Source organism: Dictyobacter formicarum, assembly GCF_016587435.1.
This window is the reverse complement of record NZ_BNJJ01000047.1, coordinates 1-25,625: the sequence shown is the minus strand read 5'-3', so window position 1 is coordinate 25,625 and position 25,625 is coordinate 1. Positions and strand designations below refer to the sequence as shown.

The window sequence follows — 25,625 nt, the reverse complement described above, 5'->3', positions numbered from 1 at the left end:
AACAGTCCTCACGTATAATTTTATGGGTGCCTTCCCACTCCTGTTGGACACATTTCAGCAGTACAATACATCCACCAAAATAGTGCAGCCAAAAGCAATAAATTATCTTGCCGGGCTGCTACAATAGATTACATAAATTTCTATGGATTAAAGAGGGTTTGACGTGAACAAGATCAAGAGTTTTCGATTTAAGGTCCCATCCTGGAACATGCCCTCGGATCCAGTTAAAGCTGTCTGGTGGTTTTATACTGGCTCTTGCAGTTGTTCGTGCAGTTTTTCTGGATTCCCATTATCTTGATGATGATCTATGAAACGTATAGCAATGGAGTCGTTGGTGGCGTTTTAATGGCATCGTCAGCGGGGTGTTTACCCTATTTGTGGGATTGATCGTCTGGGCTGCGTTGTATGGGGCCTTGATTGTGATCAAGGTAGTACCGGCATCTCCCAGGCCGTCTCAAAAAGCGTATGCAGCAGCAGGCAGATTTTTTGCGCCAGGCCTATTCGCCGCTCATGGGAAACAACCGGGCCGAACGAGAAGGGCGTGTGGTTGAGGGCACAATTACTGACCTGGATGAGGAGAGGCAGAAGCGTCCCGCGAGCAATAGTCTAGAAGGGAGAGTGCTCTAGAGAGCACTCTCGGGATTGGCTGCTTTCCATGCTTGCCAGGCTTCATCATTGGGATCAGGCACATATGAGAAGAGGAGCGATCCTTCTCCTTCGATACGATACGCACCCAGAGCGGCGGGCAGCACCAATGTCTGACCGCGACTGAGCGTCTCCGTTTGCGCGAACTGGTCACCATAGGCAACACTTACTTTGGCCCCAGGGATGTTAGAATGATACAACTATCCTCCGTTGTGCCCTGCCGTACTCCACCTTTAAAGGTAATTTCTCGCGTCAGGAAATACTTACAGGCTACCAGGCAGCGCTCTTCGTACTCTGGGTTGCTGCAATGGATACAGGACGCATTTTGATCTGCTGCGAGGCCTCATAGCGGGAGACATCTAAGGAGCGGTCGATATGTAACTCTCGCGGCGTGCCTGCGGCCGTGAGACGACCGTAGTCATACATACGGTAGGTGACGTCAGAGTATTCCTGTAATTCGTAGAGCAGGATACCGCTGCCAATCGCATGTACCGTTCCGGCTGGTACGAACACGACGTCTCCCGCCTCCACTGGTTCGGCCTGCATCAGTTCTTCGAGCTGAACCTCTTCAATCGCTTTTCTGACCGCGGTGGGATCGGTCGCAGCTTTAAAGCCATGGATGATGGTTGCGCCCGGCTCCGCGCTTAAAATATACCAGAACTCGGTTTTGCCCAGTTTACCACCCTCAAATTCAGAGGCATAACGATAATCGGGGATGGACCTGTACAGATAGCTGGGCATTGGCATCAATAAATTTAGCCAGGAGGGGAAACGTTGACCAAAGATAGCTGTGGCCTGTTCTCTAACAGAGCGCGTGCCCAGTTCAGCGACCACCGTTCCCAGCCTCTGGCCTTCGTACGGTCCATTCTGGATCAGGTTACTGACTTCTGTCTCCCACGACTCTCCAATTAAACTGTCATCTACTGGTAGCGTTTTCCAATGATCATGTTCTAAGCGGCGTCCACCCCAATGGTTTCGTGCAGTGATGAACGGAGGCGGATAGGATAAATGTGCGACAAAATACAACTCCTAACAATAACGGCAGTAAAAAATAGGCCAGCTTACTCTGCTAGCAAGACTCCTTCGATCAGGCGGCGCAGTTTATCGCGCATCATGATACCAGTGATGCGATAAACCTCATGCCCGTTTTTAAAGAAAACTAGCGTGGGATTCCCATCGATCTTCCATTGTCTGGTCAAATCATCCTGTCCCTTGACATCTAGTCTGGTAAAGGTTACGCGGCCTTGATATACTTTACTGATCGCTTCGATTTCTGGCTCTTGTATCTTGCAGGCATTGCTTTGTTCTGCCGAGAAATTGACGACCACAGTTGGACGCTTGCAGTACCTTTTCAGCAAAAGTGTCTGATGTTACCTCATATAGTTATCTGCCATGCTATCTCTTGTAGTCAGTAATAAATTACACTTTTGCTTCTCAAATTATCACCTGTACAGGCGTATGTCAAGCAAAGCGCAGCTACCACTGCCACTATAAAAAATGGTAGTGGTGCTTTCATTATGGCTGTGCTGTCAAGAGTTCTTCGGCGTCTTCAATGAATGTAGCGATAACCCTGTTCGTCAAAAATAACTGGCGATTAGCGGAAAAATCCTGGTCGCGCGTATCGCGGGTGATGATCGAAATAAAAGTAGGCACTTCCACCATCACTTTTTGGACGCAGGATGCCCCCAGGCGTTTGAGCTTCTTCCTGGCGTGAACCAAAGGTGCCCGATACCCTGATAGCGACGTTGCGTCCGGTAGATCGATGGCAAAGTTAGCGACCTTGCTGACGACCAGCCGTTTAATTTCGCCGCGCCGAAATTGCTCATAGAGCTTTTCACGCTTGAGCCGTGGCGGTCGCCCGGTTGAGTATAGGGCTGTAGCTCTGCGGCTAACAGTTTGAGCTGATCCAGATACTGACCAATGATCAGCACCTGGTCATCTGAATGCCGGGCTATCAGGTGGCGTACAATCTCCATTTTCGCAGGATTTCAGCGGCAATGCGATACTTCTCGCGTGTCTCGCCATGGCGTAATTGAGCTGATCGTCCTCATCGGAAAGCCCACGCGGATTTCATGGCATTCGGCGGTGGCGATCCATCCTTGTTGTTCTAACTCTCGCCACGGCACATCATATTTTTTGGGACCAATCAAACTGAAGACGTCCGCTTCGCAGCCATCTTCCCGCACCAGCGTGGCCGTTAGTCCCAGGCGACGGCGGCCTGGATCTCTGCCGTAAGCGGAAGACTGGCGCTGGTAACAGGTGAACCTCATCATAGATGATGAGTCCCCAGTCCATAATTAGTGAAGAGAGAGAAGTGGGGATAGGTGGCTGACTAATGTCGCTTGTGTTCGCCTGCCTCGTTACGCCGATACGTCAAAATTTGATAGGTTGCTGGACCGTGATGGGGGCGATCTCTTTGCGTTCGCCAGTATATTCGCCAACCATTTCGGGAGGAGATCGGTCTTGTCTAGAATTTCATGTATCCATTGGCGTACCGCGACGGTATTGGGGGTTAGAATCAAGGTAGCTCGTTGTAAGGTGGCGATAGTGGTAATGCCGACGATGGTCTTTCCGGCTCCGCAGGCAGGACAACCACGCCGCTACCTCCACTGGGAGCTCCCCCGCGTGAAAGGCTGATACCGCGCTGTTGATTAGTGGCGTGGCTCAAATTGTTTGCCCTGCTGCGTCAATGCGCGCAATTTTAATGGAGGGGTGAGCCTTCGGTATAGCCCGCCAGGTCCTCGCTGGAAAACCAATATGAATCAGCGCCTGCTTGACACCCACGCCTGCACTATCAATCTGCAGTGTATGCGGTTGATTTGCTGCTGGATATAGGGTTGCATCTTTTATGATTGACGATTTCAGTCATCAAGGCATAATCATCCGAATACAATAGGAGATCGTCACCTTCGCGTAACAATTTTACGCGTCCATAGCGATGAATATAGGTCTGAATTTCGGTATGTAAAATTGCCGGGCAATGGATATTGCTATTATGGTTGTTAGCTGGTCCACAATGGTGGCGCATCCATACCCCCGGCCGCGGCATTCCAGAGCGACAGTGGCGTTAAGCGATAGGTATGAATATGTTCTGGCGATTTTCAAAGTTCGGCGAATTGTGCAAGCATCACGTGCTTCTCATGCAGAGGATGGTCAACTTCTAATAAAATGCTACGATCGCTCTGGACAATGATGGGGTTGGCTGGATTCATTATTTCCTCTTCTCCCAACTTCTAATATATACATCACTTTGCGAATCTCTTTTAGACCCCAGGCATACTTGCCCATGTTTTGATATATTTAGAAATAGCCTGCACGGCTGGCTGTCATATCCGCGCATTAAATGCTGGCTCCGGACGATGACCTTAATGCCTTGGGCCGGTCTGCTGTTCGACAAATGGCTCTAGTTTATAGAGAGGACAAATCTCGTCGAACTCGCCGGTGACAAATAATTTTGTCGTTCAAACTGCGTGGAAAGCCACTGCCGGCACGGAAAAGCGGCAAGCTAATCGCCACAATGGTACGCACGCCATGTCGAAGGGGGCATAGAGACATTGTTGTATAGGCGCCAAAACCATGCCCGATTACGCAGAGCTTGGCTGGATTGATACCTGGAAATGTTCAGCGCCGTATCAATGGCTCCGGCTAAATCAAGTGGTTCGAGTCGTCCATCTGTTTGCTGGCCCTGGCTACGGCCGACGCCGCGAAAATTGAAACGGAGCACGATCATGCCTTCTTCTGCCAGGTTTGGGCAGTGCAATGTTCAAGCTGTCATTCATATCGCTACTGGCTGGTTGGGGATGACAGATAATAACGATAGGTGCCTGCTCTGCTTTGAGAGGAGTATGCACGACTCCTTCAAGTAGAAAGGCCGGTTGGCCTTTGCTGTGAAATGTAATGGGACGTTCCGTTTGTACTGATAAGGTCATCGCTTATCCTTTTGTTTGTGTTTAAGCCATTTCATCAGATGGACGAAGGTGTACAGACTGCTGATTGCTTTTTATCGTATGCCTTATATCTAAATATATCTCAGTCAGACTCATGCGTCAACATTCTTGTGTGATTCGCGGTAGAGGTACTTGTTCACACACATAAAATACTAGAGAGTGTAAAAAAATTTCGTGGTAATTGGTTGAGAATTTATCTCATGTAAATGGTCATTGATCGTCTCTATTAATAGAGATGTTCGTAAACATGTATCAGTCAGCACTATGGTGGTAGGGAGATGGTACCTGATTTTATAAGTTTTTACCAGTTTTTCGCTAAATTCAGTCAATTTGACGCTTCATTGGGGTTCTGGTGGGACGATGAATAGTATGTTTGCCCCAAAAGTCACAATGTTGTGAGATTTTGGCAATTTGTAACGAATTGCTTCGATTTGTTTGACAAAACCTTTGCATGTAGCCCGAAGGATGTTATACTAACTATGACATATGTATACTTACTTTTGGTACTGTAAGTACGATATGTACACTAGAAGACAGTTGGTTATCTCTTTTTGCCTATGCCAGGCATTGCGCTACACTGTTCTTCGCTGTTTGGCTCAATGCCCCACTCTCCCATTCGATGGGTTCATATCAGGAGTGACTTTTGTCATTTGATACGCATAAAGCGTATTTTATGTTACTTATACACTGATGGCACAATAAAAACATTATGTATTTTTAATGTACTTCACATAAAGAGTTTACTGCGCTACGGTGTGTACCTATAGCTAACGGGATAGAACAATCGTATTTTGACTCACAGAAAAACTTATGCGCACGGATCACTGTATCCGTACTAAAAAGAAAAAGTGAGCTTTCTAAGGTATACACGATGTAATAGTGAAATGTAGAGGTAGGAGCATATATGTCCAGCATTCTAGTCGTCGAAGGTGAAGGAGTCATCACACAATTAGTCAGGGAGCATTTTGGGGACAGGGATATCAAGCTGTTATGTTGGAAACGGCGAAGATGCTGTACAGTTTGCCATGCGTGAGATGCCAAGCCTGACCATTCTGATGTGGAACTTCCGGTATATCGATGGCTATCAGGTCATTCAACAGTTACGTGACCATCCAATGTATGCATATTCCATCATTATGATGAGTGCATATACATCTCTGGTTGATAAGGTCCGTGCTTATGAGCTGGTGTTTGATAGCTAGATATTACCAAACCATGTTGCTCGGATGAACTGCTGGCCCATATTCGCCGACCAATTGCGGCGTATGCAGCAAACGACCTTCACCTCTTACTCGCCTCCCTGGTGGCTTACAACTTGAGCGGCCATCGATTATAAACTGCGTGGCTCCGACCCCGGAGTGTTCCTCTATCTCGATCTTGATAATTTTAAAAGCATTTAACGACGCTTATGGTTTTGTTGCCGGCAATGATATGATTCTACTGGTTGGCCATATCTGCAATGTGTCGGTATGAGTATATGGCAATGCAGACGATTTTGTGGGGCATGTAAAGGTGGGAGATTTGTGATGTAAATACCCCGACCGCGAGAAATTACTGTGCCGCCATATCCTGGCGCGCTATAAACAAGAGAGTATGACCTTTTATCATCCTGAAGATATTGAGCGTGTTCGATTAACGGCGTTGATCGGGCCGGACGCCCTTATCAGTTTCCGCTGGTTTCTCTTTCTATCGGTGTGGTCAGCGATCAGATAAAGTGTTCGCATTCTATGAAAGAGGTGAGCACTCTGACGGCTGAAGCCAAGCGCCTGGCTAAACAAATCCTCCAATAACGTTTCGCGCGTTTCTCCACAATGGGCATTCCCACTCAGGTGTCGCATACACCGGCGACCTTTAACCTGTCGGAAACGTTGGACGGGACCTTTTTCACTTTTCCGAAGAGATGTGCCTGGCAAAGTTTAAATAGATGCGCACTCCATTTTCAGGCGATCGGTTGTCGTGCTGTGATCCCTTGCTTCTCTGTGCTATGCTGAGTATGTTATCTGTTTTTTATTGCTATTTTGCCGGAAGGTTACCATGTCTACTAGCCATGAATATCAGGACCTCTCGTCCGAGATCCATGATGATGTATTAGATGAGCAAGAGCGCGAAGCGCAGCGTCTCTCTGTTCGTGAGAATGCCAAGCACGTGTTGCGATGAGAGCGGTTTAGCTGAGATGTTACAAAGCATTAACAGGAATCTCCTTAAAGTCGAGGAACACTTTGAAGAGTATGATTCGCTGGTGCTTTTTCGTTGGGAACGCATTCTACGCGACGCCATATGTGATTGAGTGCGCGGTAGCTCCATTCTGTTTCGCCTGCACCCGCATCGTAAGTGTGCTCCTGCCGCGCCAGTTTGTGATGGCGAGTATCATACCTTGACGAGTGCGATGTGGTCAGACCGAGAATTTCTGAAGGCCGAGTTGAAAAAATATTATGATCGCCCGGTAGCAGAGACGTCGGTTGACTGATTGGCGCACACACGACGATTGATATCAAGGTATCCCAGAGTAGGCCACGCTTGCTCCAGGATACCTTTTTCGCTTGCTTACAGCATTTCCAGAGAGAGCACATTGATGGGAGCCGTGCGCTCGACTATTTTTTTTTACCTGTTGATAGATTTCCTGCGCATAGAAGTCTTCACCGCTCCATTTCGTTGGCCCAGCTAAAAAAAAACAAAGAGTAGTGAGCTTTGCTGCGCGAATATTCTTGATAAGTAGTGGCATGCGTAACGGCAGCCATCTTGTGTGCGGTCGGCGTATCATTGATGCCTCGGCAAAGAAGGCAAATGTCAGGTTTGTCTGTAGCTCTGGTTGGTATAAACCCGCCAGCCATTGTTCTGGACCTGCTCAATCTTTTGTGGCTCAATGGTCATGATATGGACTGAGGCAAGCTGTGCCGGGGCGGTCGGGCGGCTATAGCCCCAGAGATAGTAGAGCACCATTGTTCTGGTTGTGAGACCAGCAGATTGGTGGCTGTTAATAGTAACTTCTTTGGGGTGTGGCGTTCCTGAGCTTTTAGCCAGCTTTGTTCATCTTCCCACGTGGTCAGGAGCAGATAAACGATGCCATTGCCGCGACCGCGATACAGGCGTGTGGAGATGAGTCCTGGAGCGCTGCGCAACGTGTCGCAATCGAGCGTATGTGCGCCCGCGCTTCTGTATCTTTGCCGGAAGGACATGAGCCAGCGTGACAACTAATAACTCCGTACTGTGCTGCAAGGTAATGCCTCAACTTTTCGCATGAGCGTAGAACGCAGACTAGAATAGCATAGCGATTGGCATGGTGCAATAGGATATTGCCTATCTTTTAACCTGGCTGTGTGGACAATGAGAACTTGTGGATAAATATTTCCGCTGTGATAGAAAGTGTATATGTGTACAACATCAAATTTGTACCAGTAGAGGATGATATATGGATATTTCAGCCCTTGGCGAGTTGAACTCATTGCACGCCTGACGGCTGGCCTGCTACCCGTGCCGCGGTGATGTTGGGATTGGCGATGATTGCGCTCTGTTGGATCTGGAAGCGGCGATCTTTTTACTGGCTACCTGCGATTGCCAGTCGAGGGTCCATTTTACGCTGCAGACCTCCTCTCCAGAGCATATTGGACGTAAGCGCTGGCGATCAATTTGAGCGACATTGCAGCTATGGGTGGAACGCCTCGTTATGCGCTGTTTCTTTGCTGCTGCCTCCTCATCTGTCCGTCGATGTACTGGATGTATCTATGCTGGATTGCGGGCGGAGGCGCAGCGCTTTGACACGACTATCGTTGGTGGCAATATTGCTGCACTGGTGCTGCCCAACAACTGGTCATTGATATTACGCTGCTGGTACCGTTGCGCGTGGACATGCTATTTTGCGTAGTGAGGCCGTGTGGGCGACCTTATATGCGTTACCGGCTCTTAGGGACTCTGCGCCGGTCTACAGACTTTCTTGCGTCCAGCTACTGATGCTGTGTTGCCGCATGATCTGCAGGCGCTACGTGGACGGCATACAGCGCCTTGCCCCGTGTCCACGAAGGTCAGTTGCTTGCTAGCTTTAAGGCGGGACAGATCACGGCGATGCTGGATATCAGCGATGGTTTGAGTGTGATCTCACACATCTATGCGAGCGTAGCGGCTGCGGGGCACGTGTGGACCTGGCGACTACCTCTTTCTACGCCATTATCGCATGTAGCGCAGGCTCTACAGCATGATCCACTGACTGGGCTTTGCATGCGGCGAGACTACGAATTACTTTTCACCCTGCAGCTCCATCTCTAGACGAAGTACGTACCGCCCTCCAGGAGCAATGTGGGACACCGCTAACCGTAATTGGCGAGATCCAACCCTTGTCCGCCGGCTTAACGCTAGCACATTCCAACGGACACACAGAACCCTTACATGCCCACAGCTGGATCACCTGAAACCAAAAAATAAAAACTATTAAGGAGTGTTGCCAGAAATGCGCATCGAGCATTTCTGGCAACACTCCTTAATAGCATGTCTGAAAGCCAGAGGGTTCGCGCCTTCGGCCCTGACGCTACGCACCGCAGGTGCGTAGCGTCAGGGCTGAAGGCACAAAGCGCATGCATTTCAACCACGCGTTTAGCGAGAAAACGAGCGCAGCGCAAAGGTCACCTGTTCTTCTAAGGACATCGGGCGATCCTGAGGCAACTTGGCCAGGCAGCCTGAGCCTCGGCATTGGTATAGCCTAAACCATCAAGGCTTCGAGCGCCTCGGCTTTAATATTGCCAGCCGCGGGCGTGGCGCCATTACCGGTTAGAGCAGCCAGAGATGGCAATTTGCCCTTGAGCTCAAGAATCAGGTGGCCGCCAGCTTCTTTCCTACCCCTTTTGCCAGACCCAGACGTTGCTGGTCCTCATCGCGATGGCCTGGTAGAAAGCAGATGCATCCATGACCGAGAGAATGGCCAGCGCGACCCTGGGACCAACTCCGCTGACGCCAATTAACTGCTCAAAGGCATCTCGATCCGCATCCGTCAAGAAGCCATACAGTGAGATGCCATCCTCACGCATATGAAAATGGGTGGCCAGCGATACTTCCATTCCTGGTTCCTTCAGGCGCTGTTGCGTGGAAGATGGCACGAAAACCCGTATCCCAAATCCCCTACCCGTATAAGTGCGTAATCGATACCCGTGGCTTCAAGGGTGCGTGAATGCTGGTAATCATCTCCCCAACTGTACTCTTTTGTTTTTATTGATGGCAAGAAGCTTCTGCTTCGCGCGCAGTTGAAGCGCCCGCAAGTGGCGCACCTACGATTCGTGTTTCTTGTTGTGTTTCGGCAAGCCTGCAAGGGCGCACCTAAGAACGATGGTAGTGTAAGAGATTGGCCGCATAGGTAGCTGTGTTCAAATGGCAAATGGCGACCGCAGCAGCATCAGCGCGTCATCTGGTTTGGGTATTGCTGTTAACTTGAGCAATATACGTACCATCTCTCCTACTTGGTTCTTATCGGCTCCCCATAACCGGTAACGGCTTGTTTACCTGCTTAGGGTATATTCAGCTACGGAGAACCACCATTGGCAAGGGCAAGCATCGCAACCCCACGCGCCTGGCCTACCGTCATCGCAGTGCGCGTGTTCTTCGCGAAGAAAGCTCCTCCATCGCCGCTTCTTGCGGTTGTAGGTTACAATGAGCTTGCTCAGGCCTCATAAATAATTTGCAAACGCTGGGCCAATGCATTTTGGCGGGGTCGTGATCGCATCGCATGCTAGCATGCTCAGCTCACTGCCCTCGCCATCACAACTGCATAGCCAACGATGCTGTACCTGGATCAATGCCGAGCGCGATACGCGCATCTGAAGGCGGAGGCGGCATGAGATCTTTTTCCATCTGCCACACTCCTTCTGGCATTAGCGACTGACGCGCAAACAGTTATGCGTTGTATAAGCCGCGAATGCTTCCGGAAATCTGCGTTGGTGTAGACGTTCTGGACGTCGTCTAGATCTTCCAGTTTCTCGATCAAGCGAATAGCCTGGTGCGCTGTTTTTCTTCGCTTAACTCGATGCGGGTCTTTGGGACCAGCGTACTTTCGGCCTTGAGGACCTTGTAGTGGTGCTCTTCAAGTGCGTGTTGCACTTTTTCAAGCACATCGTGAGCGGGGTCGGTATAAATGACCAGTACCTCGTCACTGGATGAGCTGGTTCGACGTCGTCTGCACCAAAATCAATGGCTTCCAGCGAAAGCTCGTCCGCATCCTTACCATTTAGCTCAACTTCGATGACCCTTTATTTTCAAAGAGCCAGTCGACACAGCCATTTTCACCCATATTGCCAGCATTGCGGTTAAAGGCGTTGCGTACCTCGGCGACGGTTCGGTTGCGATTCTCGGTCAGCGTCTGTACGAGGATTGCCGTACCACCAGACCATATCCTTCGTATGTGATCTCTTCCAGGTTGTTGCCTTCAGTACCACCCAGAGCGCGCTTGATAGTGCGATCAATATTATCCATCGCATATTGGCATCACGTGCACGTTGTACTGCTATGCGCAAGCGGAAGTTGGCGTTCGGGTCACCGCTGTTCCCTTCACGTACCGCTACAACGATCTCGCGTCCTAGCCGAGTGAACAATTGGCCTCGGCGTGCGTCATTGACGCCTTTTGAGCGGCGAATTTGTGCCCACTTTGAATGTCCTGACATATCGTTGCTCCCCTAGTCTAATCAGACGATTCTCTGTATAAAATATGCGCTGTGCATAAATTACCTGTTGCTTTTTAGTTGTGAATAGCTGTCGGCCTATTTTAACACGAATAGGTATAGAGCGTCGAGAGGGTTTGCATCTGGACCCCTTGCTTGCTCTATATGCCAGATATTCTGCTGCTTTTGCGGCCACATCTGTTATTGTCTGTATAGGAACATACCAATAATATCATATTCCGGTAGGCGCTATGAAAACCTGTGCTTTTTGCATTGGCGAGTATTTATGCTAAAATAAGCACTACATTTGTTGCGCCTCTGTTTTCCAGTCTGGCACTTCTAAACCAACAAATTACACGCGCAAGGACGAATGCCCAGAACCGGAGCATATATCTGGATGGCCGATGTTTGTACAACACAGCGGCTTACAATGCGTACATAGATACAGAAGGGTGGGTGGTTGAGGTGAAGAGCAGCGTACTGGCACATCTGGAAAAGCGGCTCGTCAGGGACTGGGTCGCACCGGTGAACGCCTGGCGGCCGAGCGTTTGCAGCAGTCGGGCTACGTTATTCTGGAGCGCAACTTTCGTTGCCGCTATGGCGAGATAGATCTGGTGCTGAACATGGTTCTGACCTGGTATTTATCGAAGTCAAAACTCGTCGTGGGCTTTCCCATGGTTTACCCGAAGAGCGGTCGACCAGCGTAAGCAACAAAAGATTATACAGGTAGGTCAATATTATTTGTTTATCACAAATGCTGACCTGGAGCGTTCGTGGCGTGTGGACGTTGTGGCCGTCCAGCTTAGTGTGACCGGACAACTGGAAGAAATTCGTGTCTACCAGCACGCATTTACTGCATAATTTCTATAGCAATAGGAATACACCACCCAATTGAATAATATGGAGGCAAAGAAACAATGAGTGATTTTCTGTCGTCAGCCAAAAATTTTGTCAATTCGGCTGTAAGTCGTACGAGCTGGGAGGCTCAAAAACAGCTGCGTGTGCGTAATAAGCAGAGCGAGATCGATAAACTGCTGGAGCAGCGGCAGCATTTGATGGAAGAGCTTGGCCAGTGGCAATGAATCTCTATCAACAGGGATCACTCACCGATTCACAACTCTCACGTCTCTGTGCCAGCATTTTTGAGCTGGATCATGATCTGCGCTCACGTGAGACGCAACTGCAAGAAGCCAAAAACGAGACCTATCCGGCTGACCAGTTCGCGCCTGGTCCCACCATGAACTATGCGCCTCCCACATCATCAAGCACTCAGGCCCGCCCAATGCCAACAACGCCAGCTATGGTCAACCACAGTCGCGCCCAATCCAGCCTTTGATACTCAGGGCCAGCGCTGCCCTCAATGTGGGAATCCCTTGCGCGCTAACGCTCTCTACTGTCGCAGCTGCGCGCCAAGCTCCGCTAATCACCTCCACCGGTGAGGATGCAAGGAGCATCCATCACCTGAATAAAAAAACAGGGGATAATCTGCCTTCCACAAGCAGGCAGATTATCCCATCAAAGTTCCTTGTATGCTATAATGTTACTCACTATTCCCTCTTTGTGGTCAGGGAATCTGACATTTTTGCTTTATTTGAACTTGTTGAATGGGAGTAGGTATCTGGTGTCGTAGATGCGGCACCAATCAGCATTTGTAGGGAGCTTCCAGTGCGTGATGAGGGCGTGACGCAGGTATGCCAGCGCAGGATGGGATCTGTTCTCTGGAGGTGATCAGTCAACGGGCATCTCAGACTCAGCGTTTAGGCGCGGCCCTGGGCGCGTTGTTGCAGCCGGGTGACCTGATTTTGTTGGATGGGCAGCTTGGGGCAGGCAAGACGACTTTTACGCAGGCCTGGCTAGAGGTATGCAGGTAACGACCGTGGTGAATAGCCCGACGTTTACGTTGCTGAAAGAGTATCAGGGCATGTCGGCATCACAGGGCAATAAAGCTCTGACCCTCTACCATTTTGATCTTTATCGACTGGAAGATCCTGATGAGATTGTTGATCTCGGCTTTGAAGATTACTTTTATGGCTCAGGTGTATGTGTGGTCGAGTGGGCGGGCAACGCTGAGGAGCTGTGGCCTGCGGAACGATTGGATATTCGCCTGAGCTCTGTCGATGAAACGAAGCGCCGCCTGCTGTTTGTGGCATCGGGTCCGCGCTATTGCGAACTGCTCCGGCAGTTTCAGAAGAATATGTATGCTATTACTCGCTCTTGATACTTCGACTCGCTATGCGAGTGTCGCTTTGTGCTCAGAAAACGAGTTGTTGAGTGAATATACCTGGTTCTCAGAGAATAACCATAGTGTAGATTTGTTGGATCGCATTCAGCGCATCATGGCGCAACGGCAGATCTCTTTGCAACAACTTGATGCGATTGGGTGGCGTTAGGACCCGGTTCTTTCAACGGTGTGCGTGTGGCACTGTCCTCGGCCAAAGCTCTGGCATTTTCGTTACAGAAACCCTTGCTTGGCATCGGCACGCTGGATGTGCTTGCTGCCAACAGCAACTCTGGCGTGGACCGATCTGTTCGGTGTTGGAAGCTGGCCGCTCTGAATTGTATGCTGGCTGTTATTTTTCCACTGAGACCAGGAATCCGGATGGTGAGGTGAGCTATCGCTTGCAGCAGGTTGCGATTATCTTTTAGGTACGCCGCAAGCGCTGATGGATTTCCTTCATACACAGTTGTCTAACTGCCGGTTGCGCTATCTGCGCCAGTGCTTTTTTGTGGTGAAATGAAGGCCGCTTCTCGACAGGCTTTGCATCAGGGATGGCGGAGCAAGGTGTGTTGAGAGATCCAATTCAATCGACGAGATATGCTTCTGTGCTGGCTCAACTGCCTGGCAACGTCTGCAGGACGGCAAGAAGATGATCCACTTGTGCTGGAACCTCTCTATTTACGGCGTCATCCATTACGAAGAGTACCCGCAAGCAGCCTTTGCTTGGCGGCTCGCTCCTACGATCAACCGATCATGATACAACAGAAAGGGAACAGGGTGCGTTACGCCATTGATAGAATGACGATGTCGGACGTGCCTCGCGTTATTGAGATTGAGCGTCTGGCTTACCCATCGACGTGGCCTCCGAGCGCCTACCGCAAGGAACTACAAGATAATCGCTGGGCGCACTACATCGTGTTACGCGATAAGCATATCCTTGAAGAGCAGAGTGCGGTCCCTGCTGAGCCGGAGAAGTTGCGAAAGACGCGTCCTTTTCCGCTTTCACTCTTACCCAGCAGGCCCGCTGTTACTTCACCGCACCGAGCCTGGCCTCAATTATGGCTTCGCCGGCCTGTGGCTGATGGTTGATGAGGCGCATATCACCACCATTGCGATGCATCCAGCCGCGCGTGGGCAGGGTCTGGGCGAATTGTTATTAGTGAGCTTGATTGATATTTCATATAATATAGGGCAAAGTGGGTTACGCTGGAGGTTCGTGTTTCGAATCATATCGCCCAGAATCTATACCGCAAATATGGTTTTCGTGAAGCTGGTGTGCGCCACCGTTATTATAGCGATAATCAGGAAGACGCTTTAATTATGTGGACCGATGAGATCAACTCTGCTAGCTATAAACAAAAGTTTTTAGAAATGAAGGCGGCGTTATTGCAAAAGTTAGAGCGAAGTAATTGCTTTGGGTGGTGTGTTTTGTCTCTTGGTAACGGCTGCATAGCCGGGGATGTAATCTATGCTTGTACTTGGTATTGAAAGCTCATGTGATGAAACCGGGCTGCACTTGTGCGGGATGGCCGTTATTTGCTTTCCAATGTGTGCTTCGCAAATTGAGATCCATAATCGCTATGTGGTGTGGTGCCCGAGGTCGCTTCTCGTCAACAGATTGCGGCGATCATTCCTGTGGTGGAGACTGCTCTGGCGCAAGCGTCGTGTTCATGGGAGGACGTTGACGCGATCGCGGCTACCTATGGTCCGGGACTGGCTGGCTCTTTGCTGGTCGGTTTGACGGTTGGTAAGACGCTGGCGCTGGCCCGCGAGCTGCCATTTCTGGGCATAAATCACCTGGAGGCCCATCTCTATGCTAACTGGCTGCGTCCACAGGTTGATGCGGCTATTGCTGCTCCTATTCCACAGGAGGAGTGGAGTATCAGTCTGGTGATCCTTTGTTCCTTTGATCTGCCTGGTTATTTCGGGAGCGCATAGCGAGATTGTGCTGGTGCGCGACCATGGCGATTACGAGTTACTGGGCGGACGCGCGATGATGCAGCTGGAGAAGCTTAGATAAGGTGCGCGTGTTTTGGGTCTGGGTTATCCGGCGGTCCTGCCATCCAGCGCATGGCCCAGCAGGCGGAAGATGCATATGCGCAACAGAAGAAATCTGTGAAGAAAGCACGCAATGTCTATCGCTTACCACGAGCGTGGCTGCGTGGCACTATGACTTTAGCTTTAGTGGTGTTAAGACGGCAAGTTGCATCTGGCCGAAGGGGCGACGGATGCTGCCCACGAACACGAGGATGGGAAGCCTTCTACCCAGTACACACGTTATACTCGTATGGGGAACAGGCAGCGCAAACGGAGCCCCTGATATAGCTTTATTGGCGGCTGGTTTTCAGGAGCTATTGTCGATGTTCTGGCTGTCAAGACGCGTATGGCGCTCAAGAATATCAGGTCAAGCAGGTTATTCTGGCGGGCGGCGTGGCTGCCAATCTCAGCTTGCGGACTCGTATGCTCCAGGAACTACAGCCGCTCGGCATTCGCCTGAGCTATCCTCCTATCGATTTTTTGTACTGATAATGCCGCAATGATTGCGAGCGCAGCCTTTTTCCACTTGAGTTTGGGTGAACATCACGGAATGGATCTGGATGTCCAACCAGGATTAAGCCTGCCGTTAGAAAGTGAGATCGTTATCACAAAGACAAAATCTTATGCACTGGGAATTGATCTGGGGGCACGAAGACCCTCGCTGCTGTGATTGATCTTTCTGATGGGAGCGTTGTGGCTTCCGCACGCAAGCGTACGCGCGCCGAGCGTGGCCAGGGTTTTGTCTCTCAGCGCACCATTGAACTGGCGACCGCTGCTATGACTGCGGCCAAGCTTCCCGAGGATGCCGAATTGCTGGCTATTGGTGTGGAGCGGCCGTCAAATTGATCGTAAGGCAGGTGTGGTGTTGGATGCACCTAATCTTGGTGTGCGCAACAGCCACTGGGAACTATTTTAAATGAGCGCTTTGGCTTGCCTGTATTCGTCGTAACGATGTAGAGGTGCCGCTATGGGCGAGTGCCTGTATGGTTCTGGCCGTGACTACGATAACTTTGTGTGTATCTTTGTTGGCACCGGCATTGGTTCCGGCATTGTGCAACATGGTCGTATGTATACAGGTTTGACCGTACCGCCGGTGAGGTTGGTCATATAACCATCCAGGCGGTGGCCGTATCTGTGGCTGTGGTTCACGTGGCTGCTGGAGGCATATGCGTCCCGCACAGCGATTACCAAAGCTATTCTGGCTGAGATTCACCATGGTCGCCGCTCGATTCTGGCTGATAGGCCTGGTACAACTAAAAGAGGGCGAGACCATTATCGCTCTGGCATTATCGCCAACGCATCGAGCGCAGGGATGAGTTGTGATGGAATTGTGTCTGACGCCGCCAACTACCTGGCTATGGTATTGCTCGGTGATGAATTTCTATAATCCCGACAGCATTATTCTGGGTGGTGGCGTGATTGAAGCTGTCGATTTGCTGTTTGAGACCGCCGTGGCGCGCGCTCGCAAGGTGCGCTTTCGGTTCCGGCTAAGAAAACACCAATTATGCGCGCGAAACTGGGCGATTTCTCGGTGTCGCGGGGGCTGCGGCTCTGGGAGCGATTTCCACGGCTACGCTATCAACTCTAAACAGTAAGTGCATGTTTTTTTCGTTGCGTGTGCTGCTAAAGCTGGCAGATAGAGGCGAAGAAAGCAGGAGTTGCATGGATCACATTGAAGTGCGTGCTGTGCATGTCAGTGATGCTTTTGCTCTGCATGAACTCGATTTCGATTTTGAAACGGATCGCATTTATACACTAGGGTGCGTACCAGCTCCTTCATAATCATGTGAATGGGAATGAGGATGGTAGGGTGGCCTTTGCCTTTGAACTGGTAGAGACGGCTGTTGATCACCGCTCTACAAGAATTTTCATGCAGTGAGAATTCGCTGGGAAAGATAAAGGCTCTGCTACGCCTGACGGAAGGAGGCTTTGTCGCCCTGGTGATGGTAAGGTGGCTGGTGGATTTTTTTGACAGTTGAGATCATAGTTCGGTGGCTCGCATTCAGAATCTGATTGTGGGCCGCCAGTTTCAACGCTATGGCATTGGTTCTCTATTGCTCAGCTGTGCTCTGATTGGGCGCGTAAACAAAAAATGCTGGCCATTGTGATTGAGACCCAAAATACCAATTACCCTGCCGTGCAATTTTATTTGCGCAATGGGCTGGAGATTTGGAGCATCAATCGTCACTTCTATCCCCCGGCGATCTCTCCCATGAGGTAGCGATCTTTATGGCAAACGCCTCTTATCTACTCCTGAAGCCTAGCTTGCGGGCTCATTCGCGTCCGCCTGGGGCGTCAGCGCCCCCACCCTCTTTTTATGTTAGTGCAGAAAGTGCGCATAGCGCACTTCTGCACTAACATAAAAACCTCTTTTGAGCGCCGAAGGCGCGTAGCGTCAGGGGCCGAAGGCACAAAGCGCATGCTTTATAAAAGCAGTAGTGGGACGCGCCAGCACGTCCCACTGCTGCATCGCAGACTACTTTTCGGCCGCAATTGGTTCTTCTATTTTGGGGAAGAGAGGAGCAGGTTTTGGTAGCGTGGTTCCTGCAGGAATCTCTACAGGCTGCCAGGGCTGCGCGCTGACATCGCCCTCAAAGCCAAGGTAGCCATGCAGCTTTTGCGACGAGAATGGCAGATAGGGACAGAAGAGCAGGCGTAGGCCACTGATGACCTGCAACATGACATAAATGGTAGTGCCGGCGGCTTCCCGATCTACTTTGATCTGCTTCCAGGGCGCTTGCTCATCCAGATAACGGTTGGCTGCGCGTGCCACGATCATGGCCGCGTTTAAACCCTCTTTAAAATGGCACTGGGAGATATACTTGCCTACCTGCGCAAAGCCATGCTCAAGCTCGGCCAGGATCTCCTTGTCCGCGTCTCGCAGTGGCAGTGGCTGAGGAATAACCCCGCCAAATTTACTTTGCAGGAATGTCAGCGTGCGATGCACGACATTGCCGTAGGTTGCGACCAGCTCATCATTATTGCGGCGTATCATCTCATCAAAGGTGAAATCGGTGTCGCGTCCTTCTGGAGCGGTGGCCGAGAGATAATAGCGCAACATATCGGCGCCGTACTTCTCCAGCACATCTTTGGTCCAGATCACATTGCCACGGCTACTGGATGCTTTGGCGCCACTCATAGTCATAAACTCATTGGCGGGTACATCAAACGGTAGAATGCGGTTGCCATAGCCCAGTAACATCGCTGGCCAGATAATGGTATGGAATGGAATATTGTCTTTTCCAATAAAGTAGTAAGGCTTGACTTCTGATTCGGACAGGCCTGGTATCCACCAGTTTTTCCAGGCTTCGGGCGTACCGCGCTTCTCGGCCCATTCAACGGATGCGGAGAAGTAGCCAATCACGGCATCAAACCAGACATAGATGCGCTTATCTTCGTAGCCTTCCAGCGGGATCGGCACGCCCCAGTCCAGGTCGCGGGTGATGGCACGCGCACGCAGCCCTTCCTTCAACCAGTTCATAGCGAACGCCAGGGTATTAGGGCGCCAGTGCTCTTTGCCTTCTGATAGCCATGCTAACAGCGGCTTGTAGTTTAGGCAGATCCAGGAAGAAGTGCTCGGTCATGCGCATCTCTAACTTGCTCTGTTTGCTGCCGCACAGACGACACTTCGCGTCAATGAGGTCCACTGGATCCAACGTATGCCCACAATTATCACACTGATCACCACGGGCCTCGGTATAGCCGCAGAGTGGGCAGGTTCCCTCTACATAGCGATCAGGCAAGAAGCGGCGATCGGTTGGACAGTAAGCGGACTGCATGCTGTCTTTAAAGATATAGCCTTTTTCGTAGAGTGTCAGAAAGAAATCTTGCGTAATGCGATAATGGTTGGCTGTTCCGGTCTCGGTATAGAGATCCCACGACATGCCCAGTTGATCCCAGACCTCACAAATCTGCTGGTGATAGTTGGCCACAAATTCGCGTGGCGTAATCCCCAGACGCTCGGATTCGACGAGTATCGGGGTACCGTGCTCATCACTGCCCGAAACCATCAACACCTGGTTCCCTGCCATACGGTGATAGCGCGCAAAGGTATCTGCGGGTAGGTATGCGCCGGCTACCTGCCCGACGTGGGGTCGAGGTTTTTGCGTACGGCCACGCTACGCAGACAAGTATATGTTCATTCATCGTAATATATGTCGTCTCCCTTTTTGGCTTAAGGATTGTATGTGTTGCGGGAGGTTTTAATCTTCACTCTGCGTATCTCATTGACGGTGACGAGGAAAAACAGGAGATGAACCACGGGTTATTTAAACAAGTGTGACCAGGGAGTACAAGCCATTTTTTTGCGTATGGTCCTGTACTTCCCGCGCATTCCCCCTATACTCCTTAATAAACGCGACATGACTGAAGCGCTAACTCTGTCATCATCCGTCCCTTTATGCATTGCTCGTGCGTCTGGAAAAACGGTCAATTCATAGTCCGCGTACCGAAAACGTAGCAGTTAAGCATATTAGTTGACGGTGCCGACATGTTGCAGGCCTTGGCCAGGCCCGGCAAAATTCAATGGCTGGTTGGGTTCATGCATCTATTTCGTTACCTGTACATGCCGTGGTCCAACACGGCTGGGTCTGGCCTGACCGGCGCCTTCCAGAAAAGTAAAGTGATGCTCTCCACAGTTGGGACAATCTGGCTGCCGGGCAACGCTGATGGCTTCAAAGGTATTTCCCCATAGATCAAGCCAGGTCATGTCGTGGCTGGTCTTATCACTATTGAAGCGATTCTTTAAGGCCTGGTTTGAGCAAATGCCTGTGATCGCTCCTACAATACCGTTTAATACACCGGCCGTATCGCAAGTAGGCGTGCCTACGGAGGGGGAAGCTCAGGAAACGCGCGCTTCAACATTGCTGTTGTTCCGGCAGGGTATACATTCGTCACGCCATAGGCCGCGATGACACCGCTGATAATCCATGGGTTTTGATTGCTGACGCAGGCAATTTTAAATTTGCAGGCGTCTTCGAAATTATCGGTCATTTCCAGTAGTTAAATAACCTCTACGTGGACAGACTAATTCCAATCGGCGGTAATATCATCCACCAGTGCCTCAACTTCACCTTCGCTATTAATCCGAGGCCATCGCTGCCTGGCGGCGATCGCCTTCGGAATTTGTGTGCTACATCATCTTCATCAAAAAGGATTTGCTCTGTTAAATTGTTCAGTTCAATATATCGGCGATCAGCGATTACAGAATGTCACCCGCCGGCACGGCAGAGGTTATTGGCCGAGGTCCTTGCTAACGCCCACACCAAATAATTAAAACTTTCGCTTCTTTTAAGTTTTCCTGTCCGCATTTCCCCAATGGACCAAACAAGGTTGGCCGGAATTAGCGATCAAGCATGGGTATCCCCCTTCTCCATTACCAGTAGGCCATCTATTGTATATGTGCACGACCCGCAATTAACCGGCAGGCGACACTTTCCAGCGTCTCTTTAACGGCACAACTTTATGAGGAATTTACTGGTCGATGCCGTGGTATACCGCACCACTAGCCACACGGCCAGAAATTACGACTAATACTTTCTTGTTAGGACAGAAGTGTATTGAATTTGCAAGCAGCGATAAATGATGTTACAATGCGTGAAGGTGTATACTCGTTTTCTGGAAATCTGTAACAGTTATTTTGTGCGACTCTTTGCGAGGGGCGGCCATATGAGCAGCGTGGATTCAATCAAGGAATTATTGGTTATCGACGACAACCCTCCAATCGTGGAGCTCATCAATATTGCGGTGAATCTCCACGGGCGTTACCAGGTTGTTGGTGCATACACTGAGGTGTCAGTGGCTGAGCGTGTTTCGGCCGAGCACCTGACCTGCGAATTTTTGGTATGCAAAATGCCAGAAATGATGGGGTATCAATAGTTGCGTCTGTTGCGTGGCGACCCACGTACACGCAATGTTCCTTTGTTCGATTTAACGTGCATGACCCGCGAAGAAGATCGATTGACTCTTTTGCTTCGGGCGGCAGATGAGTATCTTACAAAGCCTTTTAAAAAAACCCTGCTAATCGCCAGAATTGAGCATGTGCTTCGCCTGACTCCTGCCGAACGCCATATTCGCACTGATTCCCTGGCTCAATCCAGGAAGAACGTTGACTAGCTGGTCAACCATGGCGACTTGTGCTGTCTTTGTAGTACGGGAACAGGTGCTTGGCGCAAAGATCACGGTTTCCGGTGCAAATACGTTTCTATGATTTAATTGATCAAAATACATTATTGTAACTGTTTGGCCTGGCATCCACAACAATATAAGTTTCTTTTTTCTGATTTTATATTTATAATGAAGCGCTAGCGCGCTTTGGGCTAAGGGCATTGGCGTAGGTTACATATTTTCTTGTGATTATGAATCCACATATACATGATAGAATGAAGCAAGCCTGGGGTGGCAATTCGATTGTACAGTCGTTCGGATTGTTTTCTGAGGCTAGACGATGCTCCTCTTTATCTCAGCTGGATATTGTGATCTCGAGGGGGTTGGATAGGCGAGAAGTGGCTTACGATTATGTCGTACCGTGCGCAGCCAATCCTACTTGTCACAATTCTGAATGTTATTGTGGACCTCTATGGCACTTTGCCAAGATAAGGTGGAGTTTTTGTCAGCGGGAACGACCCGGTATGTGGAAAGACGTGTTGATAGAATTCACCTGATAGCCCGTAGATTATTGTTGGCAAGATAAAACGCTTTAGAGGGGACTACCACCTCTTAGACGCTTTATTTCTGCTTTTTGTCCTCTATTCAGCCTATAACCAGGAAGTTGCACCGGTGCGTGATTGTTGGACTGCTTCTCTTCCGAGTGTGGAATGACTTCGCGACAGATTGCCGTGCCTTTCCAGCAGCGAGGGATGAATTTACAGCCACTGGTGGGATTGACCGGGGCTGGAACATCACCTTCAAGGATGATGCGCTTGCGGCGCAGTCTTACCTCAGGATCAGGCACAGGAATTGCTGAAGTTAGGGCTGGGGTGTATGGTTGCACTCGCGCTCTATACAGGCTGTCTCTCTTTGCCAGCTCAACCACACCGGCCAGATACATCACGCGGAGGGCGTCGCTGATGTTTTTGACCACCGAGAGGTGTTGAGTACCAAAACGATAGGCAGGGCCTAAACTTTCTTGCAGGTCCTGCAAGAGGTTCAAAAACCTCGCGCTGGATCGAGACGTCCAGGGAGCCAACGGGTTCTCTGGCAACCACAAATGATGGTGATAGAGGCCGGTCGCGCGCAATACGATTACGTTGACGCTGACCACCCTAAAACTGGTTTGCAAAGCGGTTGACATAGAAAGGATCAGGGCCCACCGTCTCCATCAGTGGGGCTCACTCTCTTTGAATCGCTTTGGAGTTGCCAGATTTAAAGTTTTCTAGCGGCTTGAAAATAATCTGACCAATCGTGTAGGTGGGGTCCGCGGAGTATTAAGATTCCTGGAACACCATCTGCATTCTTGCGCGCTTGCGACGAATCTCGTTGGTTGAAGTTTTGGTCAGCTCCACGCCATTAATTTTGACCGAGCCGCGGGTTGGCTTGAGAATTTGGAGTTAAGCGCGGCCAGTGGTTGATTTGCCAAACCCACTTTCCCTTACCAGTCCTAATGTCTCGCGCGGGCGGATAAAGAGGTCGACACGTTCAACCGCCTTTACCTAGCCCACTGTGCGCCCGAGACAGGCACCTTTGACCGGAAGGTCGGACTTGAGTTCCTTGACATCAACAGTTGTGGTCCTTGTCGCCTGGGGCGGTCTACTTCTTTGTGCCATAGTTTCCTTCTTGTACTAATTTGGGATAAAGCAGCATCGGTTTTGGACAACGCGACCAACGAGCTGGAGCGTCTGTCGCTCTTGACGACAGCGAGCCTGTACTTGGGGACAACGGGCCGGTGAAGGGCACCCCTGGGGGTAGTGGATCTGTTCAGGGGGGGCCTACAGTCGACGGGTAAAGGATTGCACCACGGACGTCGTCGACGCGCGGGATTGATTCTGAAGGCCCTAGGTTATAGGATGGGGCGGGCTCTCAAAATATTTGTTTGACGGTGGCTGATTCTACGATATGGCCAGCATAACATACATTTACATACTGCATTGTACCGGCGACTCACGCCAGTCCGTGGGTGATCATCATGAGGCCGGTCCCAAACTCCTGCGGACTAACCTTCATCTAGCCAAGTACCTGAGCATGATTGGTCACGTCGAGGGTCGCCGGTTGTTCGTCCGCGATCAACAGCTGGGCATTACCGGGAGAGGCAATAGCGATCATCACGCGTTGCGATTTGCCTCACAATATTCGTGGGGTATAGTTTCGCACCGCTCTCTGGCATCTGACGCCACCAGGTCAAGCATTCGGGACGCGCGGCGCCATGCCTGACGTTTGCTGACTCTTTTGTCGGCCGGCTTTACTGTTCGGGCGATCTGATAGCCGACAGTAAAGACCGGATTCAGCGAGGTGCATGGATGCCTGAAGACATGGAAAATTTTGCCTACGCGCAATTCGTCAAGCTCATCCCGGCTCTATTCCAAATATTTTTCCCGTTGAAGAGTGGAGCTCCCCGCAGCGATTTCCCCAGGGACGTTGCGAATCAAGCGCATTAACGGACAGGGCATAACGCTTTTGCCGCTACTCGCTCGCCATACTACACCAGGGGTTTGGCCGGTTTCATAATAAACGAAACATCGTCAACAGTTATGACCACCCTTCCTCTCGTGTAGAAGTAGGTTTTTTAAATTATCTGATTCCAGCAAGTTTGCTGCCATATATCTATCTCCACTTACTCTTTCGTTTTTTGATGGAGGACTCAAACGCTCGCGCAATCCATCACCTATAAATAGAAATGATGCAAGATTGATGACAAGTGTCAAGGATGGGACTAAAGTTTCCCATGGATAGGCGTTCAAGGGGTTTGAGGCCTGCGCGTCAATCAGGCCAATACTGGAGCCGGTGGCTTGTACGCCGAGACGATTGTAGCTGATGCCGCTTCCTCGCACAATGGTGCCCGAGATGTTCATGGGTAAGGCCAACATAACGATACTGAACAGGGTTGGAAGACTGGGCCGGTTCAGGATGTGGAAGTCCTTGGTTCCCGAGGTTTTGGCGGCCTCAATAAATTGTGTTTCGCGTAACTGCAGCGTTGACCCGCGCACGTGAGCGGCCATTACTGGCCAGGCCGTAAACGCCAGCGCCATGAGGCGAAGCAGCAGACGAGCGTTTCCGTTGGGCCCATCACACGGAATCTTAGAAAGATTATCGTCGCTCCAGCTACCAGTAATACCAGCGATCAGGATGACAAAGAGCAGACCGCGGAAGGCGAACGGAAGATCTCCAAGGCGGGCCAGTAAATGGTCGATCAGGCCTCCAAGTTAACCGGCCAGCACACCGATGCTAATACCAGGCGTAATGTCACACATTTCAACGAGATTCGCCAGCACAATGCAATTCAGCATACCCCTGATCAGGGCTGCCAACTAAACACGTCAATTGCCATGTTTACCAGCCCAATATTGCGCCGACGGGAACCAGTGGGTCCGGTCCAGCCCTTGGTGTCTATGGTTATATGAACCAGTCTGGCCGATGATTTTAAAGCTGAATGGTCCTTTATAGGGGCCACAATTGGTTGGACTAAATAGGGGGTCCAAGCACCGGCACTACTACACATAAGATAATAATGCCAGCGCTGATATGGGCACGCTTGTCACGGCGAAACGTTCTGAGGGATCTTGAATCGCTTGTCGTTGATTTCTGTGCCTTCAGATTGACCGGAGCCGTTTTCGCCAATGATGGCTCTTTCGGATATGATATCCTACTGGTCTTCAGGATGGGCAGTTAGGGTGTTTACATTTCCGATCGGCTAGCCCCATTTGGAGCTGGGAGCAAATAATCCGGGCGCACTCGTTTCTGGTTGGTGATCTGCGTGGTCCATTTTTTCCCTATTGAACTTTTAAGTGATGGATCTACGGTCTGATAGAGCAAATCAGGATTGAGATTGCCTATAACCACTCCGTGGGCCAGGAGCACTGTCGTCGCTTGAATGGACGATTAGCAAAGCGGGTGAATGGAGTTTAGTTATGATATAGCCAATTCCATTATTAAAGACATTCTCAGTAAAGAAGGCACCGGTGACCAGGAAGCCGAGGGTGACTCCCAGGA

The 25,625-nt window shown here is 50.4% G+C and carries 32 protein-coding genes and 5 pseudogenes; 22 read left to right on the top strand and 15 right to left on the bottom strand.

From position 1 onward, the window contains the following. Window positions 1-465 precede the first annotated feature (465 nt). Entirely contained in the window at window positions 466-627 is a 162-nt protein-coding gene (locus tag JMI88_RS38565) for a hypothetical protein (protein ID WP_201367408.1), read from the top strand. Here the strand turns inward: JMI88_RS38565 and JMI88_RS38560 are convergent. From JMI88_RS38560 to JMI88_RS38540, 5 genes and pseudogenes are all read right to left on the bottom strand, one after another. Further along, window positions 624-845 (bottom strand): hypothetical protein, encoded by a 222-nt coding sequence (locus JMI88_RS38560; protein WP_201367407.1) that lies wholly within the window; start codon window positions 843-845, stop codon window positions 624-626. The genes JMI88_RS38565 and JMI88_RS38560 overlap by 4 nt on opposite strands. A 70-nt stretch (window positions 846-915) precedes the next feature. Beyond that, the gene (locus tag JMI88_RS38555) at window positions 916-1,671 is read right to left on the bottom strand and encodes a class I mannose-6-phosphate isomerase (protein ID WP_201367406.1); all 756 of its coding nucleotides are present in this window, start codon (window positions 1,669-1,671) and stop codon (window positions 916-918) included. A gap of 35 nt (window positions 1,672-1,706) precedes the next feature. Next, complete coding sequence (locus tag JMI88_RS38550; protein ID WP_201367405.1) at window positions 1,707-1,973, bottom strand: thioredoxin family protein; 267 nt, start codon at window positions 1,971-1,973, stop codon at window positions 1,707-1,709. A 187-nt stretch (window positions 1,974-2,160) separates the two neighbouring features. Continuing rightward, window positions 2,161-2,463: pseudogene (locus JMI88_RS38545) on the bottom strand (DNA repair helicase XPB); the annotation flags it as partial. A gap of 170 nt (window positions 2,464-2,633) precedes the next feature. Continuing rightward, window positions 2,634-2,918, bottom strand: a complete 285-nt coding sequence (locus JMI88_RS38540; RefSeq protein ID WP_201367404.1) for a hypothetical protein — start codon at window positions 2,916-2,918, stop codon at window positions 2,634-2,636. Between the two features lie 190 nt (window positions 2,919-3,108). Between JMI88_RS38540 and JMI88_RS38535 the strand changes: the two genes are divergently transcribed. Further along, complete coding sequence (locus JMI88_RS38535; protein ID WP_201367403.1) at window positions 3,109-3,282, top strand: hypothetical protein; 174 nt, start codon at window positions 3,109-3,111, stop codon at window positions 3,280-3,282. Window positions 3,283-3,746: 464 nt separating this feature from the next. On the opposite strand, the gene JMI88_RS39965 is transcribed toward JMI88_RS38535, so the two are convergent. Then, window positions 3,747-3,857, bottom strand: coding sequence for a helicase-associated domain-containing protein (locus JMI88_RS39965; RefSeq protein ID WP_236023254.1), 111 nt, complete (start codon window positions 3,855-3,857; stop codon window positions 3,747-3,749). 477 nt (window positions 3,858-4,334) lie between these two features. Then, entirely contained in the window at window positions 4,335-4,574 is a 240-nt protein-coding gene (locus JMI88_RS38525) for a hypothetical protein (RefSeq protein ID WP_201367402.1), read from the bottom strand. Window positions 4,575-5,557: 983 nt separating this feature from the next. Here JMI88_RS38525 and JMI88_RS38520 point away from each other — a divergent pair. Next, entirely contained in the window at window positions 5,558-5,794 is a 237-nt protein-coding gene (locus tag JMI88_RS38520; protein ID WP_201367401.1) for a response regulator, read from the top strand. A gap of 832 nt (window positions 5,795-6,626) precedes the next feature. Then, on the top strand, window positions 6,627-6,749 hold the full coding sequence (locus JMI88_RS40345; protein WP_268906061.1) for a hypothetical protein: 123 nt from the start codon (window positions 6,627-6,629) through the stop codon (window positions 6,747-6,749). A gap of 710 nt (window positions 6,750-7,459) precedes the next feature. Here JMI88_RS40345 and JMI88_RS38515 read toward each other — a convergent pair. Then, window positions 7,460-7,783, bottom strand: coding sequence for an antibiotic biosynthesis monooxygenase family protein (locus tag JMI88_RS38515; RefSeq protein ID WP_201367400.1), 324 nt, complete (start codon window positions 7,781-7,783; stop codon window positions 7,460-7,462). A gap of 473 nt (window positions 7,784-8,256) precedes the next feature. Here JMI88_RS38515 and JMI88_RS38510 point away from each other — a divergent pair, with 473 nt between their 5' ends. Together JMI88_RS38510 and JMI88_RS38505 are read left to right on the top strand one after the other, a co-directional pair. Then, window positions 8,257-8,454 (top strand): hypothetical protein, encoded by a 198-nt coding sequence (locus tag JMI88_RS38510; protein ID WP_201367399.1) that lies wholly within the window; start codon window positions 8,257-8,259, stop codon window positions 8,452-8,454. Window positions 8,455-8,591: 137 nt separating this feature from the next. Next, a complete protein-coding gene (locus JMI88_RS38505; protein ID WP_201367398.1) occupies window positions 8,592-8,852 on the top strand; it encodes an AIR synthase family protein in 261 nt (86 codons plus the stop codon). Between the two features lie 563 nt (window positions 8,853-9,415). Here JMI88_RS38505 and ruvA read toward each other — a convergent pair. From ruvA to JMI88_RS41245, 3 genes and pseudogenes are all read right to left on the bottom strand, one after another. Next, on the bottom strand, window positions 9,416-9,688 hold the full coding sequence (gene ruvA, locus JMI88_RS38500) for a Holliday junction branch migration protein RuvA (protein ID WP_268906063.1): 273 nt from the start codon (window positions 9,686-9,688) through the stop codon (window positions 9,416-9,418). A gap of 205 nt (window positions 9,689-9,893) precedes the next feature. After that, window positions 9,894-10,409: pseudogene (locus JMI88_RS41110) on the bottom strand (crossover junction endodeoxyribonuclease RuvC). Window positions 10,410-10,500: 91 nt separating this feature from the next. After that, window positions 10,501-11,230, bottom strand: a pseudogene (locus JMI88_RS41245) (YebC/PmpR family DNA-binding transcriptional regulator); the annotation flags it as partial. Between the two features lie 545 nt (window positions 11,231-11,775). On the opposite strand from JMI88_RS41245, the gene JMI88_RS41095 reads away from it, so the two are divergent. The 13 genes and pseudogenes from JMI88_RS41095 (at window position 11,776) to JMI88_RS38420 (ending at window position 17,077) form a co-directional block, all read left to right on the top strand. Further along, entirely contained in the window at window positions 11,776-11,934 is a 159-nt protein-coding gene (locus tag JMI88_RS41095) for a YraN family protein (protein WP_201367395.1), read from the top strand. Window positions 11,935-12,144: 210 nt separating this feature from the next. Next, a complete protein-coding gene (locus JMI88_RS38475) occupies window positions 12,145-12,309 on the top strand; it encodes a hypothetical protein (protein ID WP_201367394.1) in 165 nt (54 codons plus the stop codon). Further along, window positions 12,300-12,563, top strand: a complete 264-nt coding sequence (locus JMI88_RS38470) for a hypothetical protein (protein ID WP_201367393.1) — start codon at window positions 12,300-12,302, stop codon at window positions 12,561-12,563. Before JMI88_RS38475 ends, JMI88_RS38470 begins: the two co-directional genes overlap by 10 nt. Before the next feature lie 355 nt (window positions 12,564-12,918). After that, window positions 12,919-13,445 (top strand): annotated as a pseudogene (tsaE, locus tag JMI88_RS38460) (tRNA (adenosine(37)-N6)-threonylcarbamoyltransferase complex ATPase subunit type 1 TsaE). After that, the gene (locus JMI88_RS38455; protein WP_201367390.1) at window positions 13,426-13,617 is read left to right on the top strand and encodes a tRNA threonylcarbamoyladenosine biosynthesis protein TsaB; all 192 of its coding nucleotides are present in this window, start codon (window positions 13,426-13,428) and stop codon (window positions 13,615-13,617) included. The pseudogene tsaE and the gene JMI88_RS38455 overlap by 20 nt, the downstream one beginning before the upstream one ends. Further along, window positions 13,608-13,838, top strand: coding sequence for a hypothetical protein (locus JMI88_RS41090; RefSeq protein WP_201367389.1), 231 nt, complete (start codon window positions 13,608-13,610; stop codon window positions 13,836-13,838). The genes JMI88_RS38455 and JMI88_RS41090 overlap by 10 nt, the downstream gene beginning before the upstream one ends. A 204-nt stretch (window positions 13,839-14,042) precedes the next feature. Beyond that, window positions 14,043-14,534, top strand: a complete 492-nt coding sequence (locus JMI88_RS39960; protein WP_236023253.1) for a GNAT family protein — start codon at window positions 14,043-14,045, stop codon at window positions 14,532-14,534. After that, a complete protein-coding gene (locus JMI88_RS41085; RefSeq protein ID WP_373324004.1) occupies window positions 14,527-14,763 on the top strand; it encodes a GNAT family N-acetyltransferase in 237 nt (78 codons plus the stop codon). Before JMI88_RS39960 ends, JMI88_RS41085 begins: the two co-directional genes overlap by 8 nt. Before the next feature lie 272 nt (window positions 14,764-15,035). Continuing rightward, complete coding sequence (locus tag JMI88_RS38440; RefSeq protein ID WP_201367387.1) at window positions 15,036-15,383, top strand: tRNA (adenosine(37)-N6)-threonylcarbamoyltransferase complex transferase subunit TsaD; 348 nt, start codon at window positions 15,036-15,038, stop codon at window positions 15,381-15,383. A gap of 765 nt (window positions 15,384-16,148) precedes the next feature. Further along, entirely contained in the window at window positions 16,149-16,328 is a 180-nt protein-coding gene (locus tag JMI88_RS38435) for an RNA-binding protein (RefSeq protein ID WP_201367386.1), read from the top strand. A 121-nt stretch (window positions 16,329-16,449) separates the two neighbouring features. Then, entirely contained in the window at window positions 16,450-16,593 is a 144-nt protein-coding gene (locus JMI88_RS38430) for an ROK family protein (RefSeq protein WP_201367385.1), read from the top strand. Window positions 16,594-16,648: 55 nt separating this feature from the next. Beyond that, a complete protein-coding gene (locus JMI88_RS38425; protein ID WP_201367384.1) occupies window positions 16,649-16,798 on the top strand; it encodes a hypothetical protein in 150 nt (49 codons plus the stop codon). 3 nt (window positions 16,799-16,801) lie between these two features. Next, on the top strand, window positions 16,802-17,077 hold the full coding sequence (locus tag JMI88_RS38420) for a hypothetical protein (protein ID WP_201367383.1): 276 nt from the start codon (window positions 16,802-16,804) through the stop codon (window positions 17,075-17,077). A gap of 881 nt (window positions 17,078-17,958) precedes the next feature. Here JMI88_RS38420 and metG read toward each other — a convergent pair. Beyond that, a pseudogene (gene metG, locus JMI88_RS41080) lies at window positions 17,959-19,628 on the bottom strand (methionine--tRNA ligase). Between the two features lie 400 nt (window positions 19,629-20,028). Further along, a complete protein-coding gene (locus JMI88_RS38405; protein WP_201367382.1) occupies window positions 20,029-20,190 on the bottom strand; it encodes a hypothetical protein in 162 nt (53 codons plus the stop codon). 959 nt (window positions 20,191-21,149) lie between these two features. Between JMI88_RS38405 and JMI88_RS38400 the strand changes: the two genes are divergently transcribed. Further along, window positions 21,150-21,359: a hypothetical protein gene (locus JMI88_RS38400; protein ID WP_201367381.1), complete on the top strand. Its 210-nt coding sequence runs from the start codon at window positions 21,150-21,152 to the stop codon at window positions 21,357-21,359. Next, entirely contained in the window at window positions 21,360-21,596 is a 237-nt protein-coding gene (locus tag JMI88_RS38395; RefSeq protein ID WP_201367380.1) for a response regulator, read from the top strand. It begins immediately after the preceding gene. 583 nt (window positions 21,597-22,179) lie between these two features. Here the strand turns inward: JMI88_RS38395 and JMI88_RS38390 are convergent. Both JMI88_RS38390 and JMI88_RS38385 read right to left on the bottom strand, forming a co-directional pair. Then, on the bottom strand, window positions 22,180-22,773 hold the full coding sequence (locus JMI88_RS38390) for an oligopeptide/dipeptide ABC transporter ATP-binding protein (protein ID WP_201367379.1): 594 nt from the start codon (window positions 22,771-22,773) through the stop codon (window positions 22,180-22,182). Between the two features lie 1,384 nt (window positions 22,774-24,157). Next, on the bottom strand, window positions 24,158-24,763 hold the full coding sequence (locus JMI88_RS38385; RefSeq protein WP_373324005.1) for an ABC transporter permease subunit: 606 nt from the start codon (window positions 24,761-24,763) through the stop codon (window positions 24,158-24,160). 54 nt (window positions 24,764-24,817) lie between these two features. Here JMI88_RS38385 and JMI88_RS38380 point away from each other — a divergent pair, with 54 nt between their 5' ends. Then, window positions 24,818-25,036, top strand: coding sequence for a hypothetical protein (locus JMI88_RS38380; protein WP_201367377.1), 219 nt, complete (start codon window positions 24,818-24,820; stop codon window positions 25,034-25,036). Window positions 25,037-25,625 lie beyond the last annotated feature (589 nt).